Raw genomic sequence first — 22,875 nt, 5'->3', positions numbered from 1 at the left:
CCCTTTCTTTTTCGTTCACAGCCATCACACTTACAGCGCTGGGCCATAGTCACCTCATCATGTCTGCATTGGTCTTCTTCCGATGGCATCCATTCTCTCCGTTGCAAAGGATCTGGCAGTTATCATCGGTGTCTGGTCCACCCTGATACAGTGACACAATATGGTCGAGTTCAAAGCCATGCGGATACTCAGTAAGCCGTCCACACTCAGCACAACAAGGGTTTGCTGCCCATAATCGCTTGCGGCGCTGCTGTAGCTTCCAGCCAGTCATGCGGTGATCTGCAACGGTCATGGCTTTCAGGCGTTGGGTATTGGCAACCGCGAGTCGGGGCTTTAACGTTGTGAGCTTTGCCATCAATCCGCCTCGGTATTAGGGAATACCACGCCAAGGTTCTCCATCTGCTTTTGCATGGCGGCTATTCGTCTATCCAGCTCGGACAACACGTAAGGAAACATCGCCGCTAAAAACTCATCATCCTGATAGGTAGACTGAATAGTGATACTCAACCCTCTACCTTCAGATATCAGGCTCCGCTTGCGGATTAACTCATCAATGAGTTGCTTAGTGGCGTATGCCTGAGCGATGTTATTAATGTCCAATTGATAGCCTCCAGGCTTTACGCCGTTCAGTGCGCGGCGCGTTGTCAGGGTGATACTCAACCGGCACACCATCGGCATGATCCACCAGTGAGTAACAGGGATAGACGACACGTCCGCCATAGGCATCGCCTACCGCATAGTCAGCGGCTTTGGTATGGTTCCACTTATTCAGGATGCTGCTGATGCTGTCCTGTGGTGGGCTGTAGCACACACCATGTATCAGGCGGTTCATGATGATGTAGTCATCCTGCCGCTTGTCAGCCTCTATCAGGCTGGCTGCTATCTGCATCTGGTACTGTGGTGGTCTCCCGGTCCCCAGATAGAAAGACAGAAGATCATCAGGGAATCTGTTAAGCCAGACTGCTATCTTGTCGGTGAAGCCATCAACCAGGATGGCATCATCTTCCAGGATAACCACACGGCAACCCTGCTGGCTTGCCAATTGTATGGCGCGGCGGTGATTCCAGTTTGCACCGTTGTCTCCCTCATCAATGAGGGTGAGTGCACCCAGAGATTCAGCCAGACGTTGAGCCATACTGCGGCGGGAGTGATGACCGACCACCACAAACATTATTTGTGCTGCCACCATGCATACTCCCGGCCAGTGCCGTTGGTTTTGAATAATGTGTTAATGCGTGGGCCGGTCACCAGTTTATCGCGTTGCTGGTAGCCCACCATGCCGAATGCGATCATATCGCCCACGCACGGCTTGCCCTTCTCTTTCCCCCAGAACCGGTTCGACTCGGTGCGATACCAGATGCGCACAATGCCGTGAGCGTATGCCATGATGTCTTCACGACTACCACCCAGCAGGCCAGCGTTAAGCATCAGCTCGTTGCGGTGCTCATTCAGGAATTGCTGATAGCAGGCTTCCGGATGATTATCTCTTGCCCATGCGTCAGCGTAAGTCTTTGGCTCAGAGCCAACATAGATTTTTCCTGGCTCCATCTCCTGCCACGGTTCCCGCAACATTTCAACGTCAGTACCATCGGTACACCAGACGAGATGATATTCAGGGTGTTCACGCAGGTATTGCCAGATATGCAGCCAGCGACGGAAATAAACATTCATTGCCACATCAGGAACGCGGTGAAGCGTTGTGCCTGCAATTCCCGTTTCCAGTTCATCCACCAGCACAACCGCGTCAGCACCACGAATAGATGCCGCCCATCGACTCAACATGCCAGCTGCTGGCGTCATTCTGTTGCCGCGCTGAGGGTCTGGCTGGCTGGTCAGCAATGAGGTGATCACCAGATTCTTTTGCTGCCGGTACTCTGCATAGCCGGTATAGCCAGCTTCGCGCCGGGCATTGTGAATGCTGACGTTGTTCTTTACCTGCTGTTCCCTGTCCGGGCGCGGTACTGATCGTTCAACCGCCTGATGCTCATCCAGCGAGTAAATCAGCTTTTCAGAGCCAGCCACGTCAGCAAATGCCCAGCTCGTTAACCCGGCGTTGTGGATCCGCAGGGCTAAATCGCTGTGCTCATACATCCCGCGACCATAGACCGTATCGAAGCCTCCAACCTTTTCAATCACGCTGCGGTGGTAATAAAGCATCACGCCACGCTGGCCGGTGTAGGCAACGTGTTTATCGTCACGATACAGCACTGCGATATCGTTAAGTTTTTGCCCGGTGGCGAAGTCCTTAAACTGGTAAGCAAGGTGTGGTTCAGGTGAGGCGATATAAGGTTGCTCCCATCCACCCGCAACAGGCCAGGCGTCATCGTCCCACAAGAAACAATTTTCGCACCCTGCATCAATCAGGGCTTCAAGACTGGCGTTTTTAGATGCAACGATACCGCGTGACGTTTCACTGCGGATCAGCTTAACGCCATCCGGCACGGACACAGGTTTTGTGGAACCGTCATCAATAACAACCACCATCGCACCGGCTGGCAGATGTTTGAGTTGATGTTCAAGAGCGCAGGATAAAATGTCGTGACGGTTGTGCGTGGTGATGGCAATGCCAATATTTGATGTGCGGCTTGTTAATGGCGAGTATCGAACGCCATCAATCATAACGTCCATTTTCACTCCAATGAAAAACCGCCCGTAGGCGGCTCATTTAAAAATTATCATCGAGTTCAGCTGATTCAGTATCGAAATGCTCAATGTAATGGATCAGCTCAGTTTCTGCATTTTGCAGTGACATACCATGATTAGGAGCATAGCCATCATAGATGTAATTAGTTCGCCACATATATGGAGTATTTAGCACAGGCTTTATGCATTTGATAATGTCTGCCTTTACTTGGCCAAACCCATGTATCTCAAAATTGTACTGCTTAACCACTTCATACATCTCATAACTCATGTGAGCACCCTTTTCATAAATGAAGCTCATACATTAGTGTTAATAATGTTTTTAGTGAAGCAGAATCAATTATCATCAGGCGCACTCGCAAATGCGCCTTCTCGTGGTCACGCTGCTTTGCCTTCCATCAGAGCAATCATGTCAGGATTCATCTGCTCGATGATGCGTTCCCGTGCGTTATTGAGCAGTGCTTTACGCCCGCCTCGCCCCCACTTGTTCATGGTTCGTGCGCAGCCGCTTACCTGTTCGCTTTCAGTTGCTATCAGCAGGTCAAGCCGGTTTAGCTGGCTCATATTGCTGATGCCATTTAGCACTGCCTCTCTGAAGGTGTTATATACCAGAATTTCAAATACAGGATTCAGCCATGCTGCATAACGTATGGCTACCAGTTCCAGCCCCCATGAGCCTTGCTCTTTGCCACCCTTAATGGTCTGAACCGATGCGATTTTTGTCGCATCGCTCAAAGCGGCTACAAATCGGCGTATTTGCTGACTCTTTAAAAACTCCCCCGGGCGCTGGGAGTCAGTAGCCTTTCCCTTTAATACCGCAGCTGCGTGCAGGTCATTCAGGTTGTAGCGTCCTTCGCTGTCAACGCGAACTGATACGCCGTTTACGATCACGGTTGGACATGTCATAGCGTTTTACCTTTTAGAAAGTGAGCCTGTCCCACAGAAAGGCCGCCCGAGAGAGGTCGCCACCTATAACGGCTATTCTCAGGCTCGCTTACTGAAAGGCTCTCGTTGAGATGCGCGTGGGGTGCGCGGTGAAATGCATATAAAAAAGCCCCGGACTATGCCGAGGCTCTTGTGATATGGACTTCTGATTACAGGTATTTTTTTGCCAGTGCGACAAACTCATCTTTTGCAGCCGCACCCAGCAGGGCAACGCCCTGCTCAATGAGCGTCAGCGCTTTATCCAGATCCTGTACGCCTGATTTAAGTTGATCCTGTGCAGTCGCTTGGGCTTCCGGTACTGTCTGAACTTCTGCCGGGGCCGTCTGCGCTTCAGCCTGAGTGTCAGCGTTTTCTACACCATCCATATTTTTCCTCGCTCTGTTAATTAGGCTTTTCAGCCAGGTGATTAATGCTTTCATTGGCTTGAAGCCTTATGTTGCTTACTTGATTAAACTTGAGGCGTATTCAATAAGGTAAAGCTTCGGAGCTAACCAGATTTTCAGCCATGTCAGGTCGCTTATTGATTGCAGAAACCACAATAGCCACACGGCCAGTAAGAAAGTTGGGAGCATAACTACCGGGGAGATGTCACCCTTACTGTCCCAGACAAGACTGGGCTTGTATTTAGGCTTACCCACCTCCCATGAGTAAATCTCTCCAGACAGGAAGACGCCATCTGGTATGCGGCGCAGGGAATAGCGAACCAGCCACAAAACCGGGAAAACAGATATGAGAGCCAGAACTGTCATAACAATGCTTTTGGTAAGGTTCCACAGCAGTAACTGATGAATGACATCAGGAATCTGCGCCTGACTGAATGTCACTGCTGAATCAATGCCGTTACTGGCTTTCTGCAACAACTCAGCAAGAATTTTATTGGCCTGGTCGTTCATGTTTTGCCTTATCTAAATGATTCAATTTTTCGGATAGCTGCCCGGTCAATGTTGCACTGACCCACCAGCGCGATCAGGTCAGCATTCAGTGCAACGCTGTCGCCCCAGCTCAGTCCGGGCGCAATCTCCGGTAAATCAATTGGGCTTGTCAGCTCCAATGGCAGGCTGAGATACGGCGGCTTTATTGTCCTGTACTCCACCTGCGGCTTTTGCTGCGTCCCGCAACCTGTCAACAGCATCAGCGGGAACAGGAGCAACAGCGCACTTGTCAGCCGCGAGATAACGCTTGATTTCATTCTGGAGCTTCCTGTTCTGCTGTGCTGTGACAGCCCGTTGTTCTGCAACCTGAGACATAACCCCGTTCTGCTGCTGGACAGCTTTGGCGAGGTCGTTGACGCTGTCGGCCAAACCGTCATTCTTTGAGCGCAAATCGTTAATCTGCTCGTCTTTACTGTCCGTCAGTTGTTCAAGCCTGTGATTTGTTGCCTCAAGCTGGAGATTTCTGGCATTCAGCATCCAGAGCGCTCCGCAGATAAGCGCTATAACAATGAGGTGTGAATAGTTTCTGAAGAAGTTGATAACAGCCATGACGCCTCCTGTTTTCAGACGAGGTCGAGCGCCCGCACAAATACGTCAAATGCGTAGGGCTGACTGCCGTTCTCGTGTTTGATAATCGCCTGTAAAAGCGGAAAGAGTTTTCGTGAGTCGGTCAGGTCGATTGGTTTATCAGCATCAGTGCCTGTCGCCGTAGCCACGCTTTTGATATAAGCCGGAGTGTCATTCTCATTCGGTGGTGCCCAGCGCGTAATGATGCCAGTGATAGTTTTCAGACCGTATTTGCTCTGGTAATTTCGCAAAATGATAATCATCGCCCTGATACCGTACTCAGGCTTTGTAAACTGGCAGAACGACTTATCTGTGCGCTGAGCCTGTGGGACTAAACCTTTCCAGTCATCGCCCCAGCGAATATTTCCTGGATTGTTGTTGCGGATCCCGCGAGTTTTATCACTGCCCGACATTAGCATCTCCTGATTTTCGGCTGATCCAGCCACGCAATTTTTCACTGATATAGTCATTACCCACGTAGCCGATATACACAGCGAAAACCTGTGCGGCAGCATCAGGAATGGTCCAGTTCATGAGAGCACCGATCACCTGAAGAGTCGGCGCGGCAAAAAATGCCAGAGCGCTGCATGACACAGCGTCGAGAACTCGTTTTGACCAGGGGCTTTTTGCATAGGCACTGCGCAGTAGTGAAAACATACCGGCTACTCCCGCATATCCCCATTCTGTTTTATGGGCATAGAGCCACAACACCACGCTGGCCCAAAAGCCCGGATCGTTATCTGAAGACATGCTGTTACCCCGCCACCGGGATGATGGCGGCTTGCTGTTGGAAATAAAAAAGGCCCACTGAGTGGGCAAGATGGCATAACGCTTTATCAAAGGTGCTGGCAGGCACCTTTTGTGAAACGCTATTTGCTGGTTTTGAATACCGGCCACAGCAATAAAATAACGCCAGCCACCAGTGCTCCATCTGCCAGGACCGACATCATTTTTCCTGTGAAATCGATTGCCACCACCAGAAAGAGAAGGACAGCCGCTGATACCCAGCGCAGCTTAAGCATTACAGGTGATTTTCCAGTCGCAGGCCCAGCACACTGGCAATTTCTTCCAGTACCTTGCGTTCTTCCGGCTCAACCTCACCATCTGCTTCAGCGATTGCTACGGCAACATCCAGCACGTCTTCTGCTTCGCGTGGATCATGCTTAACGTCTTCAATCTCTCGCAGGGCAGCACGGCGACCAATTTTGAAGTTGGTATCAAGCTGACCGACGATTGTTGCGCTGATTGCATTAATTTCTGAGGTGAAAGCAGCAAGTGATGGCTGGTTACGAAGAACCTGCTCAATTTTTGCTTTCTCAGATGGCTCACATTCACCGTCTGCATATGCCACCAGATAAGCAGCATTGACCACTGCCTGAGCCAGATCGCGCTTTTCGAACTTCTTAATGTCGCTGACTGCTTTACGTGCCTTTTTACTGAAACCAAACATAGTGACCTTCCTTTAGTGGTGAGCCTTACGCTCAGAGTGGACAGCCCGCAGACAAGGTCACACTGACCACTGCTAAGGCTCACCCTGAAAGACTCTGCGGTTGATATGCGCCGAGCGTGGCGCGGGTATAAAAAAAGGCCCACCGAAGTGAGCCTCAATGATTACGGTACGGTTATGGTCCGCTCCGACGTATTTCCTCTATTTCAGCCCTGGTCTGCAGAAAAGCGCTCCTGCTCAAGCTCCAACGCCGATTACCTCCCTGCCGAGCGACAGCGCTGCCTTGATCGTTGCGCCGGAACCCATAAAGAAATCGGCCACAACATCCCCCGGTCTGCTGCTGGTGCGGATAATGTGCTGCATCAGGGCGGCAGGTTTTTCGCACGGGTGTTTGCCGGGGTAATACGGCACCGGGGCATAAGTCCAGACATCGGTATACGGCACGTCAACCGAAACAGAGAACGGACGGCGCAGGGATTCAAACTCAATGCACAGGTCACGATATTCACGACTGAGCGTCTGGTGGTGCCGCTGTAGTTCATGGTGCGGGACGGTAAGAGCGGCCCCCTGCCGCTTTTCTGTCGCGATACGGTCAAACAGCGCCTGCAACAGCAGATATTGTTCCTCAGTCGGCAACTGCCACTGGCTCTCGCCGAACCAGTGGCTGGCCATCTGTCTGCCGGTCGCTGCGTTGATGTCTTTCGCAGACACGCCCAGCGATTCACGCGCAGAGCGGAAATAATCGGTCAGCGGACGGAAACACGTTCTGTTTGAGCGTGGCACACTTTGCCGCATAGCTATCACCTTTAGGCCTGAGCGGCCCCGGGTAATGCCCGGCAAAGATGATCCGTTCTGTTGAAGGGAAAAATGCCCGGAGGTTCTCTTTATGCTGACGCAGCCAGGGACCGGATTAGGCTTGGCCCATATGATGTGGTTCAACACGTCAAATCGCTGGCGCACCAGTATTTCAGTGTCAGCCGCCAGCCGTGAACCGCAGAACATGTACAGACTGCCGGAAGGTTTCAATACCCGCCAGAACTCTGCCAGCATTTCATCCAGCCACGCAAGATACGCACCCACGCTTTCCCACTGGTTATCCCACTTGCAGGATTTAACGCGGTAATACGGCGGGTCTGTGGCAATCAGGTCGATGCAGTCATCGGGTAACGTTCTGATGTAAGTAAGAGAGTCAGCGTTAACTAACGTAAAACTGGATGGATAACCAGTATTTTTCATGGATAGCATGGGCCTTATCTGATAGGCTCATTCTCGCTTGTCGACTAAGCGGTAGGCCGTGGTTCGCCCGTGACTTCTCAAACGGGTGAATGGCTGGTCGGATGCTACCAACATCCACCAGCCGCCCATTTCACAGCATGTTACCGCGAATATTCGCAGCGTCTGAATTGATTCCCCTTCCCTGATTTGTCCTCTGCCAGCCCCGCCATTGCCAGCTGCGTCAGTATTAACTGGCAGCACGGCATAGCCATGCCCGTTATGCGGGAAATATCGCCTGGGGTTGTCCATTCAGAAGGAAGGAAGTGCAGGACTGCTTCTGCGTTCTCTGTTACAGGTGTCTGTTTTAACATGGTTATTTCCGTATCTCGTCAGGTGACACACAAATAACTCTGACTCATTAAACCAGCAACTCTTATCTGACCACAGAAAGCAAAAAACCCCGTCAGAGACGAGGTTTATGATTTTCAGTGTCGCACACATACGATGCCCACTATTTGGTTAGAATACGCCAGTTTTATGCAAAAGCAACTTATTTTGGAAAATTTATATGTTTTTGGCTGAAATGATTTGATGTAAAGTTAGGCTAATGAATGAGGCGATTATTGGTAAGAAAAATGAACAACATACATTACGAAGAGAAACTGGCTGAGAACGGCTTCACCGCAAAAGATATCGCAGCAATGCGTCAGTACCTGGGGCAGGATGGTGCAACTTATCCATCCCTGCTTGGTGAATTAAGAAGTCGGTTTATCTTTTCAGTTGTAATTATTTTTATACTGATACTGGCAACGATACATGAAGTATCTTCTGAAAGTGTCGAATATTTTTATGCATACTTACTTATGTGGTTGATTGTTGGGCCTATTATATATTTCATGACTCCTATGAAGTTGGGATTTAAAGCATTCAAATACAAGATGAAAAGTTAATCCTTCTTAAGATCGTCGTAAATGGTTTTTAGTGACATCGCATCGTTGTATGCCTCAATTCCTAAATCAAGTCTACTCATGTCTTTTATCCCTCTGACATAATCTGTACTCAGATAGTGAAAAAGGCGGTATGTCTGAGGTTTCATGACGAGTCTTGTCATGCCGTATACAGACAGAAGTAAGTCCATTGATGTATATGCCAGCTCACCTGTTTTCTGGTCAAAACCAAGGAATTGAGCACCACCTATGTAGAATTTTTTTAAAAAACCTTGTGTATCGTCTTTGCCAGTAAAAAGATTAAGACCACTTTCAACAACACCATTAGCTCCATGCAGAATAAGCATTGCACCAAATCCCATTCCTATTACATTCCCTGTCGCAAATGACGTTGCAGCGACCCCAAATCCAGCCACCACTTGCATACCACTCAACACAATTCCTACGCCATTAATAATCCAGTGCCAGACTTTATCACTCTTGATGAACTGAACAGAGGCGTGGAGAGCGGCCTGCCCGGAACGCAGCATCTGGTCCTGTATGGACAGGTTTTTGTGTTCCTCTTGCAGGTGAATAAGGCACTGCTGGCATTCAGAATCTGAACTGGAAGATCGGATGGTGCTCAATTGTGCATCAATAAAGCGCTGCACATCATCCTGAAAAGCCATCTGAGTAAATCCATCCTTCAGATGAATATTAGAAACATAATTCGCAGTGGAGGCCAGCGCTGCTGCCTCAAGATTTGCCATCGTGAGAAAGTAATTGCGGTCTTTGTTGCGGTCGAGATAGTTGTCCATTTGCGTCCCTTCGTGAGAACATAACAATCATTAGGGTATTTAATCAAACTATAAGCGTACTGAAAAGGAGAAATATCCCCTATGTCCACTGATTTATTCCTTAAAATCGAAGGGATCACCGGTGAATCGCAGGATGCGAATCACAAGGGCTGGATCGGCGTTGATTCATTCACATGGGGCGCGACACAGCCCGGCAATATGGCTACAGGCGGTGGTGGTGTCGCGGGTAAAGTGCAGTATCGGGACCTTAACGTTCAGGCAAAAATTGACAAAGCTACGCCCGCAGTGATGCGTTACATCTCCAGCGGAAAACACATCAGCAAGGTTGAAATTTCGGTCTGTAAGGCAGGGGGAAGCCAGATTGAATATTGCCGTATAACACTTGAGGAAGTACTTATCACTAACGTCCTGTTCAACGGAGCAGGCCAGCGTGACCTGATTGGCATAACTTATCAGTTTCAGGCGGCAAAGGTGAAAATTCAGTACTGGGAACAGTCAGCAACAGGAAGCAGGGGCGCGGAAACTCAGTCAGCATGGAATATCAAAGAAAACAGGGAAGGTTAACATTCAGACAGGCTACTGCTTTGTCAGGGCAGTAGCAGTCACTCTGTGATTATCTGGTCATCACACGAAATACTGAGTCAGCATAATTTTCTTCAATCTCACACTTCGCCACCAGCATTTCGAAGAAGGGTTTCCAGTTACGTGACCATGAAGCCTGTGTCAGGTCAGGTACAAGCAAAGTCACAGCCTGGAATGCCCTGCTGGCTGGCATCCGTTTAAATCCCCGCCCTGAACAGCGATCACATTCCCTGTCTACGGGCGTACCCTGCCGGGCTGATTCTGCAAGGTCACGAACGCGCCCTGTTCCATTACAGCGGCAACGGGCTGTTACTTTCCCCTTCCCTTTGCAGGGCTGACAGCGTTCATTTACCAGCTCAGTTTCGATTACTGGCGCGATAACTTCCTCCCCGGTAAAGCTGTTAACATGCCCGGCGTACTTAACCACTTCGCTTTGAACCAGATTAAACCCTTTACCGCCGCAGTGCTTGCAGGTACTGGTTGTAGCCGCTGAACGCGAGTATTCCTCAAAAGCCAGCCTTGACAGCACAGCGAGGCATTTACCTAGCTTTCCACCAGCAGACTTAATCACCAGCTTCGGAGCCGTACGTTGGGCATAGCTCAGTAGCTGCTCAATGGTGCGGTAACGGTCGTCGTTGCTGACGCCGGTTTTCGCCAGGAACGCAGACACGCCGAATCCAGCTTTCGACTGGCAGTAACCTATTGCACCCATGAGATCGGTCCCGGTCAGGCTGTCTGATGAAGTGGCGCGGGAACTGTCACTAAACGTCTGGCTTTTGGGGCTGAAGTATTTTACTGCGTATTCGAGTTTCATGCGCCGCACTCTCCAACCAGGTTAAGCATAATCTTATCTGTTTCACCACCTCCCATTTCGAACCGCTCATTACCCAGCACCCATTGACAGACGTCAACAGCTTCCTGTCGGGTCACTGGCCTGATAGTGGTGAGCAGCTTTTCCAGGTATCTCTCTCTGTCATAAATATAATCCCGATCATAGTCACCGTAACTGTAACCAAGTTCTTTTGCGGCCCGGTCACGCAACGAGCAAAGCCAGCGCCAGTATTCGTATTCTCGCACCACATCGGACAGCGTATGGGGTTTTGGCAACTGGTCTGCAAAGCCTTTCGACATTTCCTGACGCAGGTTGCTGAGTTCAACAGCGCGCCCACCCCCCATCCAACCTTGTTCGTTCTCTTCCTCACTCCAGCCCCAGCCGCTTTCGTATATTTCTGCCAGATGCTCCACCAGCATGAGTTTTTCGGCTGCTGTATTTTCCAGCGCCTGCTCATAGCTACCAAATATGGCGCGTACCCTGCTTGCTTGCTCTATTGCTGATCTGGCCGATTTGATTGCTTTGTTCGGGTCATCCATTGACATCGTTCCAAATGCTATCTGGAAAGGGTGAGCGCCAGACTTCATCAGATAATCGCTGTAACGCTGCTGGGCTTCCTTCGGCGTGATTTTCAGTTTGGCCAGCGCATCTTCAGCCGCCTGTAGGTGTGCTGGTTCGTTCAACTGGATAACCTCCAACACCCACAGATAGGCGTCAGTCTGTTTGTGACCGGTAATCTTCCTCTGAGGGGGAAGCGGTTTTCTCAGCGCAACTACATTGCTGGAAGATGGCTCAGGAATGCTAAAAAGTGCTTTATGTTCAATGTTGTCTGTACGCATTACGCTTTCCCCTTCGATTCATAACGGGCCTTCATCAACGCCGTGGCAACCACCAGCTGGCTCATATTCATGTGCAGTTCCACCAGCCTGTTCATCCAGATACCCACTGGCCCCTTATAGCCGCCGTGAGCCAGCCGGATGTACTGCTCAATCGTGTGTTGGTCTTCCTGTGTGAGTTCCACTATGCGGCCCCTTTGCTGTAACGGCGGGTGTTATTCGGTAACTGTGGCTTCTGTTCTGTACTGCGGCGGTGGGCTTCTTCCTGATCAATGTCGTGGAAGTGTCCGTTATAAAAACGGCGGTACACCGTACCCAGTGCGCCGTTGCGGTTTTTGGTAACGTTGATTTCTGCAATGCCTCTTGCCTGCGACTCGGGGTCGTACACTTCATCGCGGTAAAGCATCATGATGATATCTGCGTCAGCCTCAATTTCACCGGAGTCTTTGAGGTCGGCATTGACCGGCCTTTTGTTCTGTCGCTGCTCGACGCTGCGGGAAAGCTGGCTCAGTGCCACCACTGGCGTTCTGTTGACTTTAGCCAGCTGTTTCAGTCCTTTTGAAACCTCGCCCACGGCCAGATCATGCCTGCTGCTCCCCTGTAGCTTTATGAGACGCAGGTAATCAATCGCCACCAGCGCCGTTTCAGGGTGTTGCTGCTTGTGCCGGATGGCAATCTGCTTAATCTGTTCAACGTTCAGATCCGTAGCATCAACAATCCATATCGGACGTTCTGTCATCCTCTGGATGCCATTACCCAGCCTCGCCCAGTCTTCATCACTCAGCCTTTCGGCGTTTTTGAGTTTTGAGGTGGATATGCCCCCCGCAGCCGATACCTGGCGCTCCGCAATCTGGATGTCACTCATTTCCATGCTGAAGAACAGCACCCCGCCACCGTCAGATGAGACTTTATCGGTGATGTCGAGGACCAGTTCGGTTTTGCCCATCGATGGCCGGGCAGCCAGCAGAATGAGATCGGTCTGGTCAAAGCCGCCTGTGATTGCGTCCAGGTCTTCAATGCCTGTCAGGATTGTTCGCCCTTCGCTCCGGCCCCCTATTTTGTCCTCTATGCGGGTCACGATAGCCGGTAGCAGCTCGTCAATCTTCTTCGGCCTGACCGCGCCAGATTCCGTTTCGATAGCGGACACCAGCAATTTCACCTCTTCCAAAGCAGCCATGCCGATATCACTGTTTGCTGCGCCGTTCAGCTTCGCTATGGCCTCTGACAGTACCCCCTGAGCATTGCGAAGGGTTTCATGACGCTTAAGCTGTGCGGTATAAGATTTGAGCGATGAAGGTGACCATGTCTTCCTTGCTGAATCATTAATCAACCGCACATGTGCCGGTATCTGTTCCCCCAGCAGGATAGGGTCAATCACACCACGGCTTCTCGCCTGGGCGCAAATGCCCTGGTAAATCTCGCGGTACTGCCACACGTCAAATACGCTGGGGGACAGCGAGGAAATGACCTCCATAACCTCACTGTCTGCGCCCCTCAACAACATTGCGCCAATAACAGCGCCTTCAATATCCTGATCCCGCCAGACTTTACTCATGCAGCTGAGGCTCCTTTCTGAGAGCGGAAGCTTGGCCAGTCAAAAATCAGCGTGGCACCGTCTCCCTCCACCATCCGATCCGTCAGTCTTTCGCCAATAACCGATGAAATTTCACCCGGTGCCAGATTAGTGATGAGCACCGTAGGCAACATGCGCTCATAACGAGTATTCATAATGTCAAACAGGGTGATCATTTCTGCCTCGCTACCGTACTGAACCCCCACCTCGTCAATAATCAGCAAATCCCGGCTGGTGTAATGGGCGATCACCTCTTCCTCGCTCATCTCAGAATCTTTCCCCCAGGTCCGGCGAACAGCCCGGATAATGCGCATCACGCCGGTAATCAGAACCGTACTCTGATGTGCTCGGATAATCTCTTTTGCCAGCGCAACAGCGAGATGGTTTTTACCCGTTCCCGGTTTTCCACTCAGGATCAGGCTGGTGCCGTTTTTGAGCATGTCGGGCCAGGCGGCGGCGTACTCCTGAAGCAGGGAGAGATTGTGCGCCGCGCTGGCGTTGAAGGGCTGGTAGTTCCGAAACTCACACCATGTGAAGCGTTCTGATATGCCTGCCTCTGAGATGAGATCGTCCACTTCCATCTCGCTTTTTCGCTCTGAGAGTTCGTTGAACTGATCACGAATACAATCCGGGCAGCGTGAGCGCTTTTCTGATGTCCGGCCAGCGTATTCTGTCCAGATACGCAGCTGCTCAAACTGTCCGTGGATCTTACAGACGGAAGAAACGGTTTCCTGCTGGTCAAAGCATTTGTCGATGGCCGGCACTTTACCGCCAGCGAATTCCAGTTCTTCTTGCAGGTTGCCCAGCTGTGCATTCAGTGAGGCGATTTCGCGGTTATGGTTGCTGTAGTTCACTTCTTCCCCCTTCCCCATACTGGTGTCTGAGTTTGTCCGTAGTCACGGCTGCCGAAATTGCTGTGTTTTTGCTGGGATGGTGTCTGGCGCTGTAGTGCTGGCGGTGCCTGCCAGGGTTCCTCAAAATGCCGATCCGGTCCGAAGAATGTGCAGGTCTGTTTGACGTACTCTGTCCCGGCTTTGCCAGTAGCAACGATGAAGGCTGCATAGCGCTGAACGCCTGCCAGCATGGTTTCAGGTGTTACCCCTTCACGAATACGGGCTGACCAGTGTTTCCAGGCAGTGGACTTCGGATTGCCACCTGCCCGTTTTGGGTAGGTCTGCCATGCCGTTTCAAATTCAGGTGAATACTCCTGAGAAGATCGCTTCGCAGGTGTACGGGCTTCAGCCTGTGCACCAATATCTTTTGTTTCAATGACAGGTTCTTTGACTGGTTCAAAAGAGTGACTGATTCTGGGTGCAGCTCCTGCACTACCCCCTAGTGAATCTCCTGCACCATCTAGTGAACGTGCTGCACTACGGGCTGCAGCTCCTGCACTACCCCCTAGTGAATTTCCTGCACCATCTAAAGCCAGGTAATAAAGATTGCTAGAATTTCCTTTCTTACCAGGACGCAGCTCTTTTTTCAGCAGGCCAAATTCACAAAGAGCATCAATGTGATTTATGACTGAACGGCGACTTATCTCACATTGATCGGCAATGTGCTGAAGACTGGGCCAGCATTCGCCTTTGTCACTGGCGTTGTCAGCCAACTTAAGCAGCACGAGCTTACGCAGCGGGTTACCGACCCTAATCTTCATTGCTTTGACCATCATTTCCATACTCATTGCAGGGACTCCTGAAGGTCGGTGTCGTGGGTGAATTTGCCGTCCCAGCTCTTTTTCATCGGCAGATTGCCTTTGAGGTAGTGCCGGTACAGCCAGACAGCGCCCTTACGCTTCAGAATTGGCTTGTAGGAATCGAAGCTTCCTTCATCGTCAGGTTCGATGCGCTGGCGGGTTTCACGCAGATACAGGTCACGCGCATAGGATTTCACGCGCCAGCCTGCTTTACGGGATTCAGGGCGCTCGTCGTAGAGCCAGTTATGTTCTGCCAGGAATGCGTTAACCTGGCTGACGTTCACGCCGTTAAGCAGCTTGCAGAACTGGAATGGTGACATACCCGGCTGAAACAGGTTTTCGAGGTGGGTGATATATTTGGCCTGGCGGTCAACATAGCCAACAGCACGGCGTTCGGCCTCTTTCGCATCTGCCCATGCGCGGGCAATGGCAACCGGATCATTGAAGTCAGGAATATCAGACGGCAAACCAAGACCATATGAACCAGTGGCACGGATGGAAGTCAGCACTTCGGCAGTGACCCAGCGTTTAAAGCGCTTGGCCTGCTTTTTGCGGCTCTTCAGGATGAGGGTGTAAAGGCCAGACTCATTGACCAGCATGGGCTTTCGACCCGAACCCGAATACTGTTCGTGTTCGCATTTGTCTTCAGCGTCAACGGTCAGCAACGCTTTGTTGGTATCGCTTAGATCAAGTGCCTGGCAGACATCGACAGCGAAGAACCACGGCGTGTTATCGATCAGCACCGTGCGAACCGATGCCAGCAGCTCACCAGCATCAGATTTGAAGTCGAAAGTTTTGATTGCGTTCACTGGCTGGCCTCCTGTGCGGGGGCTGGGCTTACCGGGTGGGGGAAGAGTTTTGGTTTATCAGGGCGCAATTCATGAGCTGGAACTCCAGTTAAAGCTGCAACATCAGGAACATGATCTACTCCAACAAGTCCAACCTTTCTCCAGCGAGACACAGAGGGTTGTTTAACGCCAACAGCACGAGCCAGAGCGTTCACTCCGCCAGCAGCATCAATAGCTCTTTCAATTGCATTTCTCATAGTTTTGCCAACTCCGCTAAGGGTCAATTGAAATATAATAGCAATTGCTATTGAAACGAGCAATAGACTTGTTTATCTTGCAGGGATAAAATGTAATAGCGGAGGCTATATACCATGCATGAAAGTACATTAAAGACGCTGGCAGACAGACTCAATTATGCAATGCATGAAATGGGAATGAGTCAGGGGCAACTGGCTAAAGCTGCTAACATGGCTCAGCCAACCATATGGCGCATTGCATCTGGTAATGCGAAAGGAACAACTAAAATATTTGAACTTGCGGATGCGTTAGGAATAAGGCCTGAATGGCTCTCTTCCGGCGCTGGTCCTATGAGAAATAAAGAGCAGCCCAAGCACCATCCTGACTCCACTATCCCACCAGAAAGCGAATGGGTAGGGGTTGACGCATGGGATAGCAACACTCCACTCCCCTCTGACGAGGTAGAAGTGCCATTTCTCAGGGATATTGAATTTGCTTGCGGTGATGGGCGCTGTACAGACGAAGACTATAACGGATTCAAGTTGAGATTTTCAAAAGCAACCTTGCGCCGGGTTGGCGCTAAAACGGATGGTTCTGGCGTTCTCTGCTTTCCAGCTCGTGGTGACAGCATGGAGCCAGTAATACCAGACGGAACAACAGTGGCGGTAAATACCGATGACAAAAAGCTCGTTGATGGGAAAATTTATGCCATTGCTCAAGATGGCTGGAAGCGTATCAAGATAATCTATCGCACGGGACCTGACCGCATCAGTGTCAGGAGTTATAACACAGCAGAACATCCCCCGGAAGAGTGTGATATATCAGCGATTGAAATCATAGGGCGCGTTTTTTGGTACTCTGTTTTGATTTAACATTCCAGGACTGATTCTTTAAAGCCGCCATCGCGGCTTTTTTTATAATTAAATCATAAACATAAATATCAATAGCAAAATAAATAGAATATGCTATTGAATTGATCGATAGCATATTCTATTATCATTTCATCGGCAAACAACGGAGCCTGTGAGATGACCAATAACGAAATCCAATCTGGAAATTCAACTCAAATAAAGAACCCCAAGGGGCTGGAGTATTATTTACTTTTTCAAGAATCAATTATTGCTGATGAAAATGATATCTCACCCTGGAAGATTTTATTTAGCAGAAGTCACAAATTATTCGCTTTATATCTTCTTTTTTCTGATGATGAAAAAAATAAATTTTATTTCTTACAAGATGTTTTTCACAACTACTGTGATGCAAGCCACCATACAATGTCAATGATTGACAACAGTCACGGAATGAAAGAAAAAATCAATAACTTTTTTAATTGATTTAAGTCGAAGCAAATTACAGCGCCTGCGCTGGGGAAGTCCGCATCAATTTAATGGGGTAATAGAAAATGAATGAGGAATTATCAAAAGAGATTCAATATCGCATGACCCAAATTTGCGATGCATTTTCAGCGCTTGAATTTGCGTACAGGAACTTTGATGGCAATAAAGATGCGTCTGATATGGTCTCAATAATAGGAGTTTCGACTAATTCCGGGATGGCAGCTTTCGAACATCTTAGTAACGCTCTGGATAAGGTAAAATAAAAATGAAAACTTCATTGAGTCCTTTAAGCCTAGTCAATACCAACGACGCCATCATCAATGTTGAACAGGACGGCGTTTATATAAATAGATCTGTCAATACGGCGCGTGTTGCAGCGAAATACGCCAGCCAGTTGAGCCATGAATATCACCATATATTGCACAGTCAACTGAAGAAATCCGCCCCTGATTTAGCAGCGAGATTTACACCACCCATTACCGAACTTACAACCATGACCGATGCCACTTATGAAAATGTGAGGTTAAATCGAAAATGAAAGTTATCAGCCGAAAGAAATATCAGCAGGCCTGCGCTTGCTTCATGGTTGGTCACTCCGTGATTGCCAACCTCTTTCTCCGTGCCGCTTATGGGATTAAATGATGGATATTTTTAAAACCAGACTCAATCTGGAAGATGCCGGGCGAATGTCTGAATCATTATCTGACCTTTTATGTGTATGTATGCGCAATGTGGACAGGACTGAGGATAGCGAAATCAAGTCAATTCTCCACATTGCATTTAAGGTCTCAGACGGTATTTCTCAGGAAATTAACAAAGCCGTTACAGATATTATTGAGGCAAATAAATGAACAGCCTTATTGAATGTACCCGTAACCGCCTCGTATTGGCTACCCTGTCAGACCTGATTGATAAAACGGGTAGCTATCACACAGCGGTAAAGCTATCAGATGGCTCTGTACAGACCGTTGAACTTGACACGGAAATTTTAACCAAGGCGCTAAAGAAGCTATTTGAGGCGCGAGTGTATGACATAAATAAACGTGCAGTGGCTGAGAAAGAAATATCTGACGTATACAGCGACTGCGTGAAAATAAAATCAGGGAAATTATCTGATAAGGGAGAAGGTTTTATAAATGCTGTTATTGAAAATCTGGTTGAGCTGGCATTTTACGAGCAGGTTCCATTTTCAGGCCGGGTAGATAAATGAGCCTGTCAGCATTCAAAGCGCCTGAATGGGTAATTATTCAGGCAACAAAGAAACTGAATCAATACCGCAAGCGCCGCGTATTTCCCTGCCGGATTATCAGTACCGGATATCTTAGTCTTGCAGTTAATCCACGCTGGAGGTTGCTCTCCCGGAACGGCGGTAAAGACTGGCAATTAATGACTCACGAAAAATATAACGGCATAAAGGACGGAAAATGAAACTTTCAGTAATCAGAGAAGATGCAATTGATGAATCATTTCGCATCATGCAATCACCCGTATTTGTTGTCAGCCGTCATGGTTATTCCAAACGCTGCCTGAGTCGCAGTGCGGCCATTAATAACCTTGCGCATTACATGGTGACAAAGACTTTTCGTCGATCTGGTATTTCAACGAACGAAGATTGTGAGCCTGTATTCGTTAACGGTGTGTTTGCCTATAAAGCTGGCGACCACACAGAGCAATATAACCTCGCCCACGACCGCACAGCCAGACGCATACGCCGCATTCTGGAGAAAAAACGGAAATATAAAAAATGGGAGCGCAGGCACGAAGCGTTAAAAAAGCAGTATGCCGAATTACTCAGCAATAAACCGTTTTGAGGTGAATCTCATGGATAACGCAAAGAACGCACAGGCAACTCCTGACGGGGTTTTAGATAACGGCAACGTCACAGGTTATTCGGCAATCATCCGCGCCCTGAATGACGGGAAATATGATGCAAATACTGTCAAAGCCCTTCGACTTCTCGCTTGTGTATGGGAGGCCGCTGAAAAGGGCTGGTACCGTCTCAGCGTTGCCAAAGAAATCATTCTCTGGCGATGGCTGGTAGTGACCGTTTTTGTCATTGAGCAGCGCGAACTTAATGGAATCGTAGATGTGCAAAATGATTCTGGCGGTACCGACAAGGCAATTATATACCGCAGCAAAAAAGGCGGCATGAGTATCTATCCCGGCCCGGAACGATTCTGTATGGCCAGCAACGTTGAAAGCGTCGCTATCGAGAAATACGGAGCCGATGTTGGGCTGGAGAAAGCTCTTCAAATCTATAAGGCAATGGTCGAATACGGTTCAAACGGATTCGAGCTATCAGCGTGGGGCCGCGATGCATTCCAGATCCTACATGACAGCTTCATCGAACAACTTCAAACCGAAGGTATGCCAGACATGCCGGTTATGCACTGAGGGATAAATAATGGAAAGAACAAAGTATATCGTCACTTTGATGGGCGACTACCCATGTGGACATCGCTATCCGGTGATTGTTACCACAACCGCAATCAACGCTGAGGCAGCGATCGAAATTGCGAATGACGCCATCAAAGACGATCGCATTGAATCCACCAGGCACGAGCTGATTTCAGTGATGCCGGAAAGCCCTTCACAGGCTATGTATGGCGATAACACCGATGGTGCACTGCTGCCCTGTCCGTTCTGTGGAAATCCTGAGCCTAAGCTGATGGACGCGTATTTTAATGGCGAGACGCAGTATTACGTCAACTGTGGCTGCTGCAATGCCACTCAGCACCCCGATAGCCGGGAGCGCTCCATCCATGACTGGAATCAGCGCAGTGAAGTGGGGGCAAGGCAATGAAGCCCACCAAGCATAGCGGGCTTATCCAGACTGTTGAGCAGGGCCATCAGCGGGCACTTGAGTTGCTTTCCGATGCTTATCTGTTTCACCTGGTCAGCCTGCATCGTCGCCCGGTCTACCGTCATCAATACGGTGATATCTCGCTTAACCAGCCATCAGTTCAGGGTTTCATTGACTCTTATCTTGCGGATAAAGGCTGGAATATTGAGCGCCGCTGGTATCGCTACATGCGCATTCTCGACCTGAGTGCATACATGCAGCGAAAAAACTCTGACTTTATCGACTGGGGAACAGTGCCAAAGCTAAAGGCCAGAGGAATCAGATGGCTGAATGCGTGCTTCCAGCAGTTGGGTGAAATGGTCAACGAACATGGCGGATGGGAGGCACATTTGAAATTACAGGAGGGTTTCCGCGATGAAGAAGGTATCTGAGCTTGTGATGCTCACCCTTTTCTTCTCCAGTCTGTCAGGGCTGGGATTAACAACGGGATTCTTCGCCTTTATTGGTGTGGCCAGACTGATAGCGAGGTTGATCGGATGAAGTTTAACTATCAGGACTTCGGCGCTGTCGCCAGTCTGACAATCACCAGCACAGCTTTCGAGTTCCGCTCTCACAACCGGGCGGTCGATGCCGCTCTGCTGTCCACCAGCAGTCTGATTGCTGAACGTAAAGGCTGCTTCTTCATGAAATCAGTGCTGTCCGGAAGAACGCCGGAAGTAATTAGGGCTTATAAAGTGGCAGGACGGGAGGCGGGACGATGAGCAACGAAGACATTTTTACGCTGACGCGGATTATCAAAGAGGCATGGGGAAATCCGGGTGATATTACCGGTGCTGTCTGGGGTGCGGGATACAGGAGGCCAGAACCAACAGCTGAAGAAGCTGCGATGCTCACCATCGACAGGTTGGGTGATTATGACAGTAACGGCATTCCGCGTGAGCACTGGCCTAAAAGCTATCAGGAAATTTTATCTCATGAGTTAAATAACCTGATATTTGACGCGACTTGGCCCGAACATACTTCTCCTGTCAGCGTCGCCAGAAAAATCATTGAAGCAGGATACCGTGAGGAGCCAGCCAGTGACTGATCACAATATGGCAGACCTCAACGACACGCTGGTTAAGGCCAGCGTCAATATCGATGACGGGCGGGACTGGTCCGGTTATCTCGCCTGGAAGATGAAGTCAAACTACAGGCGCAGTAACGGCATTGATACACCACCACCAGCGCGGCCACAGGTGGCAGCGGTAAGGATCCAGCCAAAGAAGAAGCCACGTAAACGTGGTTATCGTGTGGTTCAGCAGGCTATGGGGGCAGTATGAGCGACAGATACATGACAGAAAAAGAGGTCATGGATGAAATAGGCAAGGCCAGGACAGCATTATGGCGGTTGCGAAAAAATCACGGCTTCCCATCCCCGGTTTTAACACACCCAGCCCGATACAGCCGCCAGGCAGTACTAAAATGGATTGATGATGGTGGTGTTAACCGATCTGTTTAACGTGCCAAAAGACTTTATCAGCGTAAAGCTCATAAGCTTTGCGCTGGTCTTCCAGCCAATCATGCTTGTTATAGACGGCCATTACGCCTCCAAGTTCATGCCCCAGCATCTTTTCGGTGACATGGGGCATAATCCCCTCGCCAGATAAATTCGTGACCAGTGATCGCCTGAAGTCATGGGTTCGCCATTCAGGAATATCAATTTTACTCCTCAGGTTTTTCATATACAGATTCGATGATGAACGATCTATTGCTTTATCAAGTTCCTGCCCCGGAAACATAACCGGATTTTTCATAGCCAGCAGCCGCTCTACAAATGGCAACATCTGTTGAAATATAGGACGCCTGATAACATTACCCATCTTTGAATGAACAGAGGGCGTTGTCCAGATAAGATCTTCCATATTGAATTCTGTAGGGGTGGACAGGCGTAATTCTGACAATCTGGACCCCCAAAGTAAAAGCATCTGGTGAAGCAGCTTATTAGATGAAAATACTTTGTTATTTTCCAGTGCCAGCCAAATTTTTGCCAGCTCAGTATAGGTAAGCACCCGATCCCCTACATCCGGCTTTTTGCCAATATTTTTAACGCTGAGTTTCAGCACATCACACGATGGGATTAACTGCCTGCTGATACACCAGTTCATAACAGAGCGCAGTTGCAGCAAAAGCACCCTGGCTTTTTTCTTATTGTTCTTTTCGTGTTTGTCAAAGAACTGAACCCACAGTGATACGGGGATGCTTGCCACAGGCATATCGCGGAATTCTGTGTACATGGTGTTGTACACGACAGACCTGTAAAGAATGCGGGTGTTTTCTTTTAGCCCGGTAACATATTTTTCCCACCATTGATCCAGACATTCTCTGAGCGTCAGCTCTCCTGTGCTGCTGGCGAAATAGGTTTTTGGGTTAATACCCTTCATGTACAATGCCCGCATCTCACCAGCGGCAATCCGCGCATCCTTCAGCGTTTTCGACGGATAGCGACCAACAGTTATCCTCGTAGGGGCACCTTTCCAGCGGAAACGATACTGAAAAGTGATTGTCCCTGCTGGAGTTATGCGAACGCTAAGACCGTCCCCATCGGTTATTTCTGACGGGCCGCTGTATGGTTTGCCGTTGATGCTGCGAAGCCTGGTATCGCTGAGAGCCACGTTATATATCCTGTACACATCGTTATTTTGCATTCTGTACTCAATAT

General features: G+C 49.4%; 43 protein-coding genes. 18 read left to right on the top strand and 25 right to left on the bottom strand.

Annotated elements, in window-relative coordinates:
* Positions 1–49: 49 nt before the first annotated feature.
* The 15 genes from AC3RPL_RS05415 to AC3RPL_RS05345 all read right to left on the bottom strand — a co-directional run bounded on the left by AC3RPL_RS05415 (position 50) and on the right by AC3RPL_RS05345 (position 7,770).
* Entirely contained in the window at positions 50–355 is a 306-nt protein-coding gene (locus AC3RPL_RS05415) for an HNH endonuclease (RefSeq protein ID WP_490738909.1), read from the bottom strand.
* On the bottom strand, positions 355–600 hold the full coding sequence (locus tag AC3RPL_RS05410) for a hypothetical protein (protein WP_490739231.1): 246 nt from the start codon (positions 598–600) through the stop codon (positions 355–357). Before AC3RPL_RS05410 ends, AC3RPL_RS05415 begins: the two co-directional genes overlap by 1 nt.
* Positions 590–1,189, bottom strand: coding sequence for a hypothetical protein (locus AC3RPL_RS05405; protein ID WP_490738908.1), 600 nt, complete (start codon positions 1,187–1,189; stop codon positions 590–592). The genes AC3RPL_RS05410 and AC3RPL_RS05405 overlap by 11 nt, the downstream gene beginning before the upstream one ends.
* Positions 1,171–2,628 (bottom strand): glycosyltransferase family 2 protein, encoded by a 1,458-nt coding sequence (locus tag AC3RPL_RS05400; protein WP_490738907.1) that lies wholly within the window; start codon positions 2,626–2,628, stop codon positions 1,171–1,173. Before AC3RPL_RS05400 ends, AC3RPL_RS05405 begins: the two co-directional genes overlap by 19 nt.
* 37 nt (positions 2,629–2,665) lie before the next feature.
* Entirely contained in the window at positions 2,666–2,914 is a 249-nt protein-coding gene (locus AC3RPL_RS05395) for a hypothetical protein (protein ID WP_490738906.1), read from the bottom strand.
* A 107-nt stretch (positions 2,915–3,021) separates the two neighbouring features.
* On the bottom strand, positions 3,022–3,549 hold the full coding sequence (locus AC3RPL_RS05390) for a KilA-N domain-containing protein (protein WP_490738905.1): 528 nt from the start codon (positions 3,547–3,549) through the stop codon (positions 3,022–3,024).
* A gap of 188 nt (positions 3,550–3,737) precedes the next feature.
* Positions 3,738–4,007, bottom strand: a complete 270-nt coding sequence (locus tag AC3RPL_RS05385; RefSeq protein WP_490738904.1) for a hypothetical protein — start codon at positions 4,005–4,007, stop codon at positions 3,738–3,740.
* Between the two features lie 21 nt (positions 4,008–4,028).
* Positions 4,029–4,481 (bottom strand): hypothetical protein, encoded by a 453-nt coding sequence (locus tag AC3RPL_RS05380; protein ID WP_490738903.1) that lies wholly within the window; start codon positions 4,479–4,481, stop codon positions 4,029–4,031.
* A gap of 8 nt (positions 4,482–4,489) precedes the next feature.
* On the bottom strand, positions 4,490–4,720 hold the full coding sequence (lysC, locus tag AC3RPL_RS05375) for an Rz1-like lysis system protein LysC (protein WP_490738902.1): 231 nt from the start codon (positions 4,718–4,720) through the stop codon (positions 4,490–4,492).
* A complete protein-coding gene (locus tag AC3RPL_RS05370; RefSeq protein WP_490738901.1) occupies positions 4,617–5,069 on the bottom strand; it encodes an Rz lytic protein in 453 nt (150 codons plus the stop codon). Before AC3RPL_RS05370 ends, lysC begins: the two co-directional genes overlap by 104 nt.
* A 14-nt stretch (positions 5,070–5,083) precedes the next feature.
* Entirely contained in the window at positions 5,084–5,506 is a 423-nt protein-coding gene (locus AC3RPL_RS05365; RefSeq protein WP_490738900.1) for a structural protein, read from the bottom strand.
* Positions 5,487–5,837, bottom strand: coding sequence for a phage holin, lambda family (locus AC3RPL_RS05360; RefSeq protein ID WP_490739230.1), 351 nt, complete (start codon positions 5,835–5,837; stop codon positions 5,487–5,489). Before AC3RPL_RS05360 ends, AC3RPL_RS05365 begins: the two co-directional genes overlap by 20 nt.
* 119 nt (positions 5,838–5,956) lie before the next feature.
* A complete protein-coding gene (locus AC3RPL_RS05355; protein WP_490739229.1) occupies positions 5,957–6,109 on the bottom strand; it encodes a DUF3927 family protein in 153 nt (50 codons plus the stop codon).
* Positions 6,109–6,537: a tellurite resistance TerB family protein gene (locus tag AC3RPL_RS05350; protein WP_490739228.1), complete on the bottom strand. Its 429-nt coding sequence runs from the start codon at positions 6,535–6,537 to the stop codon at positions 6,109–6,111. Before AC3RPL_RS05350 ends, AC3RPL_RS05355 begins: the two co-directional genes overlap by 1 nt.
* 234 nt (positions 6,538–6,771) lie before the next feature.
* Positions 6,772–7,770, bottom strand: coding sequence for a DNA-methyltransferase (locus AC3RPL_RS05345; RefSeq protein ID WP_490739227.1), 999 nt, complete (start codon positions 7,768–7,770; stop codon positions 6,772–6,774).
* A gap of 614 nt (positions 7,771–8,384) precedes the next feature.
* On the opposite strand from AC3RPL_RS05345, the gene AC3RPL_RS05340 reads away from it, so the two are divergent.
* Entirely contained in the window at positions 8,385–8,699 is a 315-nt protein-coding gene (locus tag AC3RPL_RS05340; RefSeq protein WP_490739226.1) for a hypothetical protein, read from the top strand.
* Here the strand turns inward: AC3RPL_RS05340 and AC3RPL_RS05335 are convergent.
* Entirely contained in the window at positions 8,696–9,493 is a 798-nt protein-coding gene (locus tag AC3RPL_RS05335; protein ID WP_490739225.1) for a DUF4225 domain-containing protein, read from the bottom strand. The two genes, AC3RPL_RS05340 and AC3RPL_RS05335, sit on opposite strands and share 4 nt — an antisense overlap.
* 81 nt (positions 9,494–9,574) lie before the next feature.
* Between AC3RPL_RS05335 and AC3RPL_RS05330 the strand changes: the two genes are divergently transcribed.
* Positions 9,575–10,057 carry an Hcp family type VI secretion system effector gene (locus AC3RPL_RS05330; protein WP_490739224.1) on the top strand — a complete coding sequence of 161 codons (483 nt, stop codon included), beginning with the start codon at positions 9,575–9,577 and terminating at the stop codon, positions 10,055–10,057.
* Between the two features lie 49 nt (positions 10,058–10,106).
* Here AC3RPL_RS05330 and AC3RPL_RS05325 read toward each other — a convergent pair whose 3' ends face one another.
* Genes AC3RPL_RS05325 through AC3RPL_RS05290 form a run of 8 tightly spaced genes read right to left on the bottom strand, consistent with a single transcriptional unit; the run spans position 10,107 to position 16,054 of the window.
* On the bottom strand, positions 10,107–10,889 hold the full coding sequence (locus tag AC3RPL_RS05325) for an antitermination protein Q (RefSeq protein WP_490739223.1): 783 nt from the start codon (positions 10,887–10,889) through the stop codon (positions 10,107–10,109).
* Positions 10,886–11,746, bottom strand: coding sequence for a helix-turn-helix domain-containing protein (locus tag AC3RPL_RS05320; RefSeq protein WP_490739222.1), 861 nt, complete (start codon positions 11,744–11,746; stop codon positions 10,886–10,888). Before AC3RPL_RS05320 ends, AC3RPL_RS05325 begins: the two co-directional genes overlap by 4 nt.
* Positions 11,746–11,928, bottom strand: a complete 183-nt coding sequence (locus AC3RPL_RS05315) for a hypothetical protein (RefSeq protein ID WP_490739221.1) — start codon at positions 11,926–11,928, stop codon at positions 11,746–11,748. The genes AC3RPL_RS05320 and AC3RPL_RS05315 overlap by 1 nt, the downstream gene beginning before the upstream one ends.
* Positions 11,928–13,298: a replicative DNA helicase gene (locus tag AC3RPL_RS05310; protein WP_490739220.1), complete on the bottom strand. Its 1,371-nt coding sequence runs from the start codon at positions 13,296–13,298 to the stop codon at positions 11,928–11,930. The genes AC3RPL_RS05315 and AC3RPL_RS05310 overlap by 1 nt, the downstream gene beginning before the upstream one ends.
* Positions 13,295–14,170 (bottom strand): ATP-binding protein, encoded by an 876-nt coding sequence (locus AC3RPL_RS05305; RefSeq protein WP_490739219.1) that lies wholly within the window; start codon positions 14,168–14,170, stop codon positions 13,295–13,297. The genes AC3RPL_RS05310 and AC3RPL_RS05305 overlap by 4 nt, the downstream gene beginning before the upstream one ends.
* Positions 14,167–14,997, bottom strand: a complete 831-nt coding sequence (locus AC3RPL_RS05300) for a helix-turn-helix domain-containing protein (protein WP_490739218.1) — start codon at positions 14,995–14,997, stop codon at positions 14,167–14,169. The genes AC3RPL_RS05305 and AC3RPL_RS05300 overlap by 4 nt, the downstream gene beginning before the upstream one ends.
* The gene (locus AC3RPL_RS05295) at positions 14,994–15,818 is read right to left on the bottom strand and encodes a BRO-N domain-containing protein (protein ID WP_490739217.1); all 825 of its coding nucleotides are present in this window, start codon (positions 15,816–15,818) and stop codon (positions 14,994–14,996) included. Before AC3RPL_RS05295 ends, AC3RPL_RS05300 begins: the two co-directional genes overlap by 4 nt.
* A complete protein-coding gene (locus AC3RPL_RS05290; RefSeq protein ID WP_490739216.1) occupies positions 15,815–16,054 on the bottom strand; it encodes a transcriptional regulator in 240 nt (79 codons plus the stop codon). Before AC3RPL_RS05290 ends, AC3RPL_RS05295 begins: the two co-directional genes overlap by 4 nt.
* Positions 16,055–16,168: 114 nt before the next feature.
* Here AC3RPL_RS05290 and AC3RPL_RS05285 point away from each other — a divergent pair, with 114 nt between their 5' ends.
* The 16 genes from AC3RPL_RS05285 to AC3RPL_RS05210 all read left to right on the top strand — a co-directional run bounded on the left by AC3RPL_RS05285 (position 16,169) and on the right by AC3RPL_RS05210 (position 21,675).
* The gene (locus AC3RPL_RS05285) at positions 16,169–16,906 is read left to right on the top strand and encodes an XRE family transcriptional regulator (RefSeq protein WP_490739215.1); all 738 of its coding nucleotides are present in this window, start codon (positions 16,169–16,171) and stop codon (positions 16,904–16,906) included.
* Positions 16,907–17,062: 156 nt separating this feature from the next.
* Complete coding sequence (locus AC3RPL_RS05280) at positions 17,063–17,368, top strand: hypothetical protein (protein ID WP_490739214.1); 306 nt, start codon at positions 17,063–17,065, stop codon at positions 17,366–17,368.
* Between the two features lie 68 nt (positions 17,369–17,436).
* On the top strand, positions 17,437–17,634 hold the full coding sequence (locus tag AC3RPL_RS05275; RefSeq protein WP_490739213.1) for a hypothetical protein: 198 nt from the start codon (positions 17,437–17,439) through the stop codon (positions 17,632–17,634).
* A 2-nt stretch (positions 17,635–17,636) separates the two neighbouring features.
* Positions 17,637–17,909: a hypothetical protein gene (locus AC3RPL_RS05270; protein ID WP_490739212.1), complete on the top strand. Its 273-nt coding sequence runs from the start codon at positions 17,637–17,639 to the stop codon at positions 17,907–17,909.
* 100 nt (positions 17,910–18,009) lie between these two features.
* Complete coding sequence (locus AC3RPL_RS05265; RefSeq protein WP_490739211.1) at positions 18,010–18,222, top strand: hypothetical protein; 213 nt, start codon at positions 18,010–18,012, stop codon at positions 18,220–18,222.
* Positions 18,219–18,581 carry a hypothetical protein gene (locus AC3RPL_RS05260; RefSeq protein WP_490739210.1) on the top strand — a complete coding sequence of 121 codons (363 nt, stop codon included), beginning with the start codon at positions 18,219–18,221 and terminating at the stop codon, positions 18,579–18,581. The genes AC3RPL_RS05265 and AC3RPL_RS05260 overlap by 4 nt, the downstream gene beginning before the upstream one ends.
* A complete protein-coding gene (locus AC3RPL_RS05255; RefSeq protein ID WP_267443875.1) occupies positions 18,578–18,799 on the top strand; it encodes a ParE family toxin-like protein in 222 nt (73 codons plus the stop codon). Before AC3RPL_RS05260 ends, AC3RPL_RS05255 begins: the two co-directional genes overlap by 4 nt.
* Entirely contained in the window at positions 18,796–19,182 is a 387-nt protein-coding gene (locus AC3RPL_RS05250) for a hypothetical protein (protein WP_490739209.1), read from the top strand. Before AC3RPL_RS05255 ends, AC3RPL_RS05250 begins: the two co-directional genes overlap by 4 nt.
* Before the next feature lie 10 nt (positions 19,183–19,192).
* Positions 19,193–19,765: a hypothetical protein gene (locus AC3RPL_RS05245; RefSeq protein ID WP_490739208.1), complete on the top strand. Its 573-nt coding sequence runs from the start codon at positions 19,193–19,195 to the stop codon at positions 19,763–19,765.
* Positions 19,766–19,775: 10 nt separating this feature from the next.
* Positions 19,776–20,174, top strand: coding sequence for a Lar family restriction alleviation protein (locus AC3RPL_RS05240; protein WP_490739207.1), 399 nt, complete (start codon positions 19,776–19,778; stop codon positions 20,172–20,174).
* Positions 20,171–20,605: a hypothetical protein gene (locus tag AC3RPL_RS05235; protein WP_490739206.1), complete on the top strand. Its 435-nt coding sequence runs from the start codon at positions 20,171–20,173 to the stop codon at positions 20,603–20,605. Before AC3RPL_RS05240 ends, AC3RPL_RS05235 begins: the two co-directional genes overlap by 4 nt.
* Positions 20,589–20,714, top strand: a complete 126-nt coding sequence (locus AC3RPL_RS05230; protein WP_490739205.1) for a sodium:solute symporter — start codon at positions 20,589–20,591, stop codon at positions 20,712–20,714. The genes AC3RPL_RS05235 and AC3RPL_RS05230 overlap by 17 nt, the downstream gene beginning before the upstream one ends.
* Positions 20,711–20,935 (top strand): hypothetical protein, encoded by a 225-nt coding sequence (locus tag AC3RPL_RS05225; RefSeq protein ID WP_490739204.1) that lies wholly within the window; start codon positions 20,711–20,713, stop codon positions 20,933–20,935. Before AC3RPL_RS05230 ends, AC3RPL_RS05225 begins: the two co-directional genes overlap by 4 nt.
* Positions 20,932–21,261, top strand: a complete 330-nt coding sequence (locus AC3RPL_RS05220) for a hypothetical protein (RefSeq protein ID WP_490739203.1) — start codon at positions 20,932–20,934, stop codon at positions 21,259–21,261. The genes AC3RPL_RS05225 and AC3RPL_RS05220 overlap by 4 nt, the downstream gene beginning before the upstream one ends.
* Positions 21,254–21,496, top strand: a complete 243-nt coding sequence (locus tag AC3RPL_RS05215) for a hypothetical protein (protein WP_490739202.1) — start codon at positions 21,254–21,256, stop codon at positions 21,494–21,496. Before AC3RPL_RS05220 ends, AC3RPL_RS05215 begins: the two co-directional genes overlap by 8 nt.
* Entirely contained in the window at positions 21,493–21,675 is a 183-nt protein-coding gene (locus tag AC3RPL_RS05210) for a helix-turn-helix transcriptional regulator (protein ID WP_410764659.1), read from the top strand. Before AC3RPL_RS05215 ends, AC3RPL_RS05210 begins: the two co-directional genes overlap by 4 nt.
* On the opposite strand, the gene AC3RPL_RS05205 is transcribed toward AC3RPL_RS05210, so the two are convergent.
* Positions 21,659–22,828 carry a tyrosine-type recombinase/integrase gene (locus AC3RPL_RS05205; RefSeq protein ID WP_490739201.1) on the bottom strand — a complete coding sequence of 390 codons (1,170 nt, stop codon included), beginning with the start codon at positions 22,826–22,828 and terminating at the stop codon, positions 21,659–21,661. The two genes, AC3RPL_RS05210 and AC3RPL_RS05205, sit on opposite strands and share 17 nt — an antisense overlap.
* Positions 22,829–22,875 lie beyond the last annotated feature (47 nt).

This window comes from Erwinia papayae, assembly GCF_058241465.1.
Note: the sequence above shows the minus strand (reverse complement) of the source record. Positions and strands in the feature narration are given on the sequence as shown.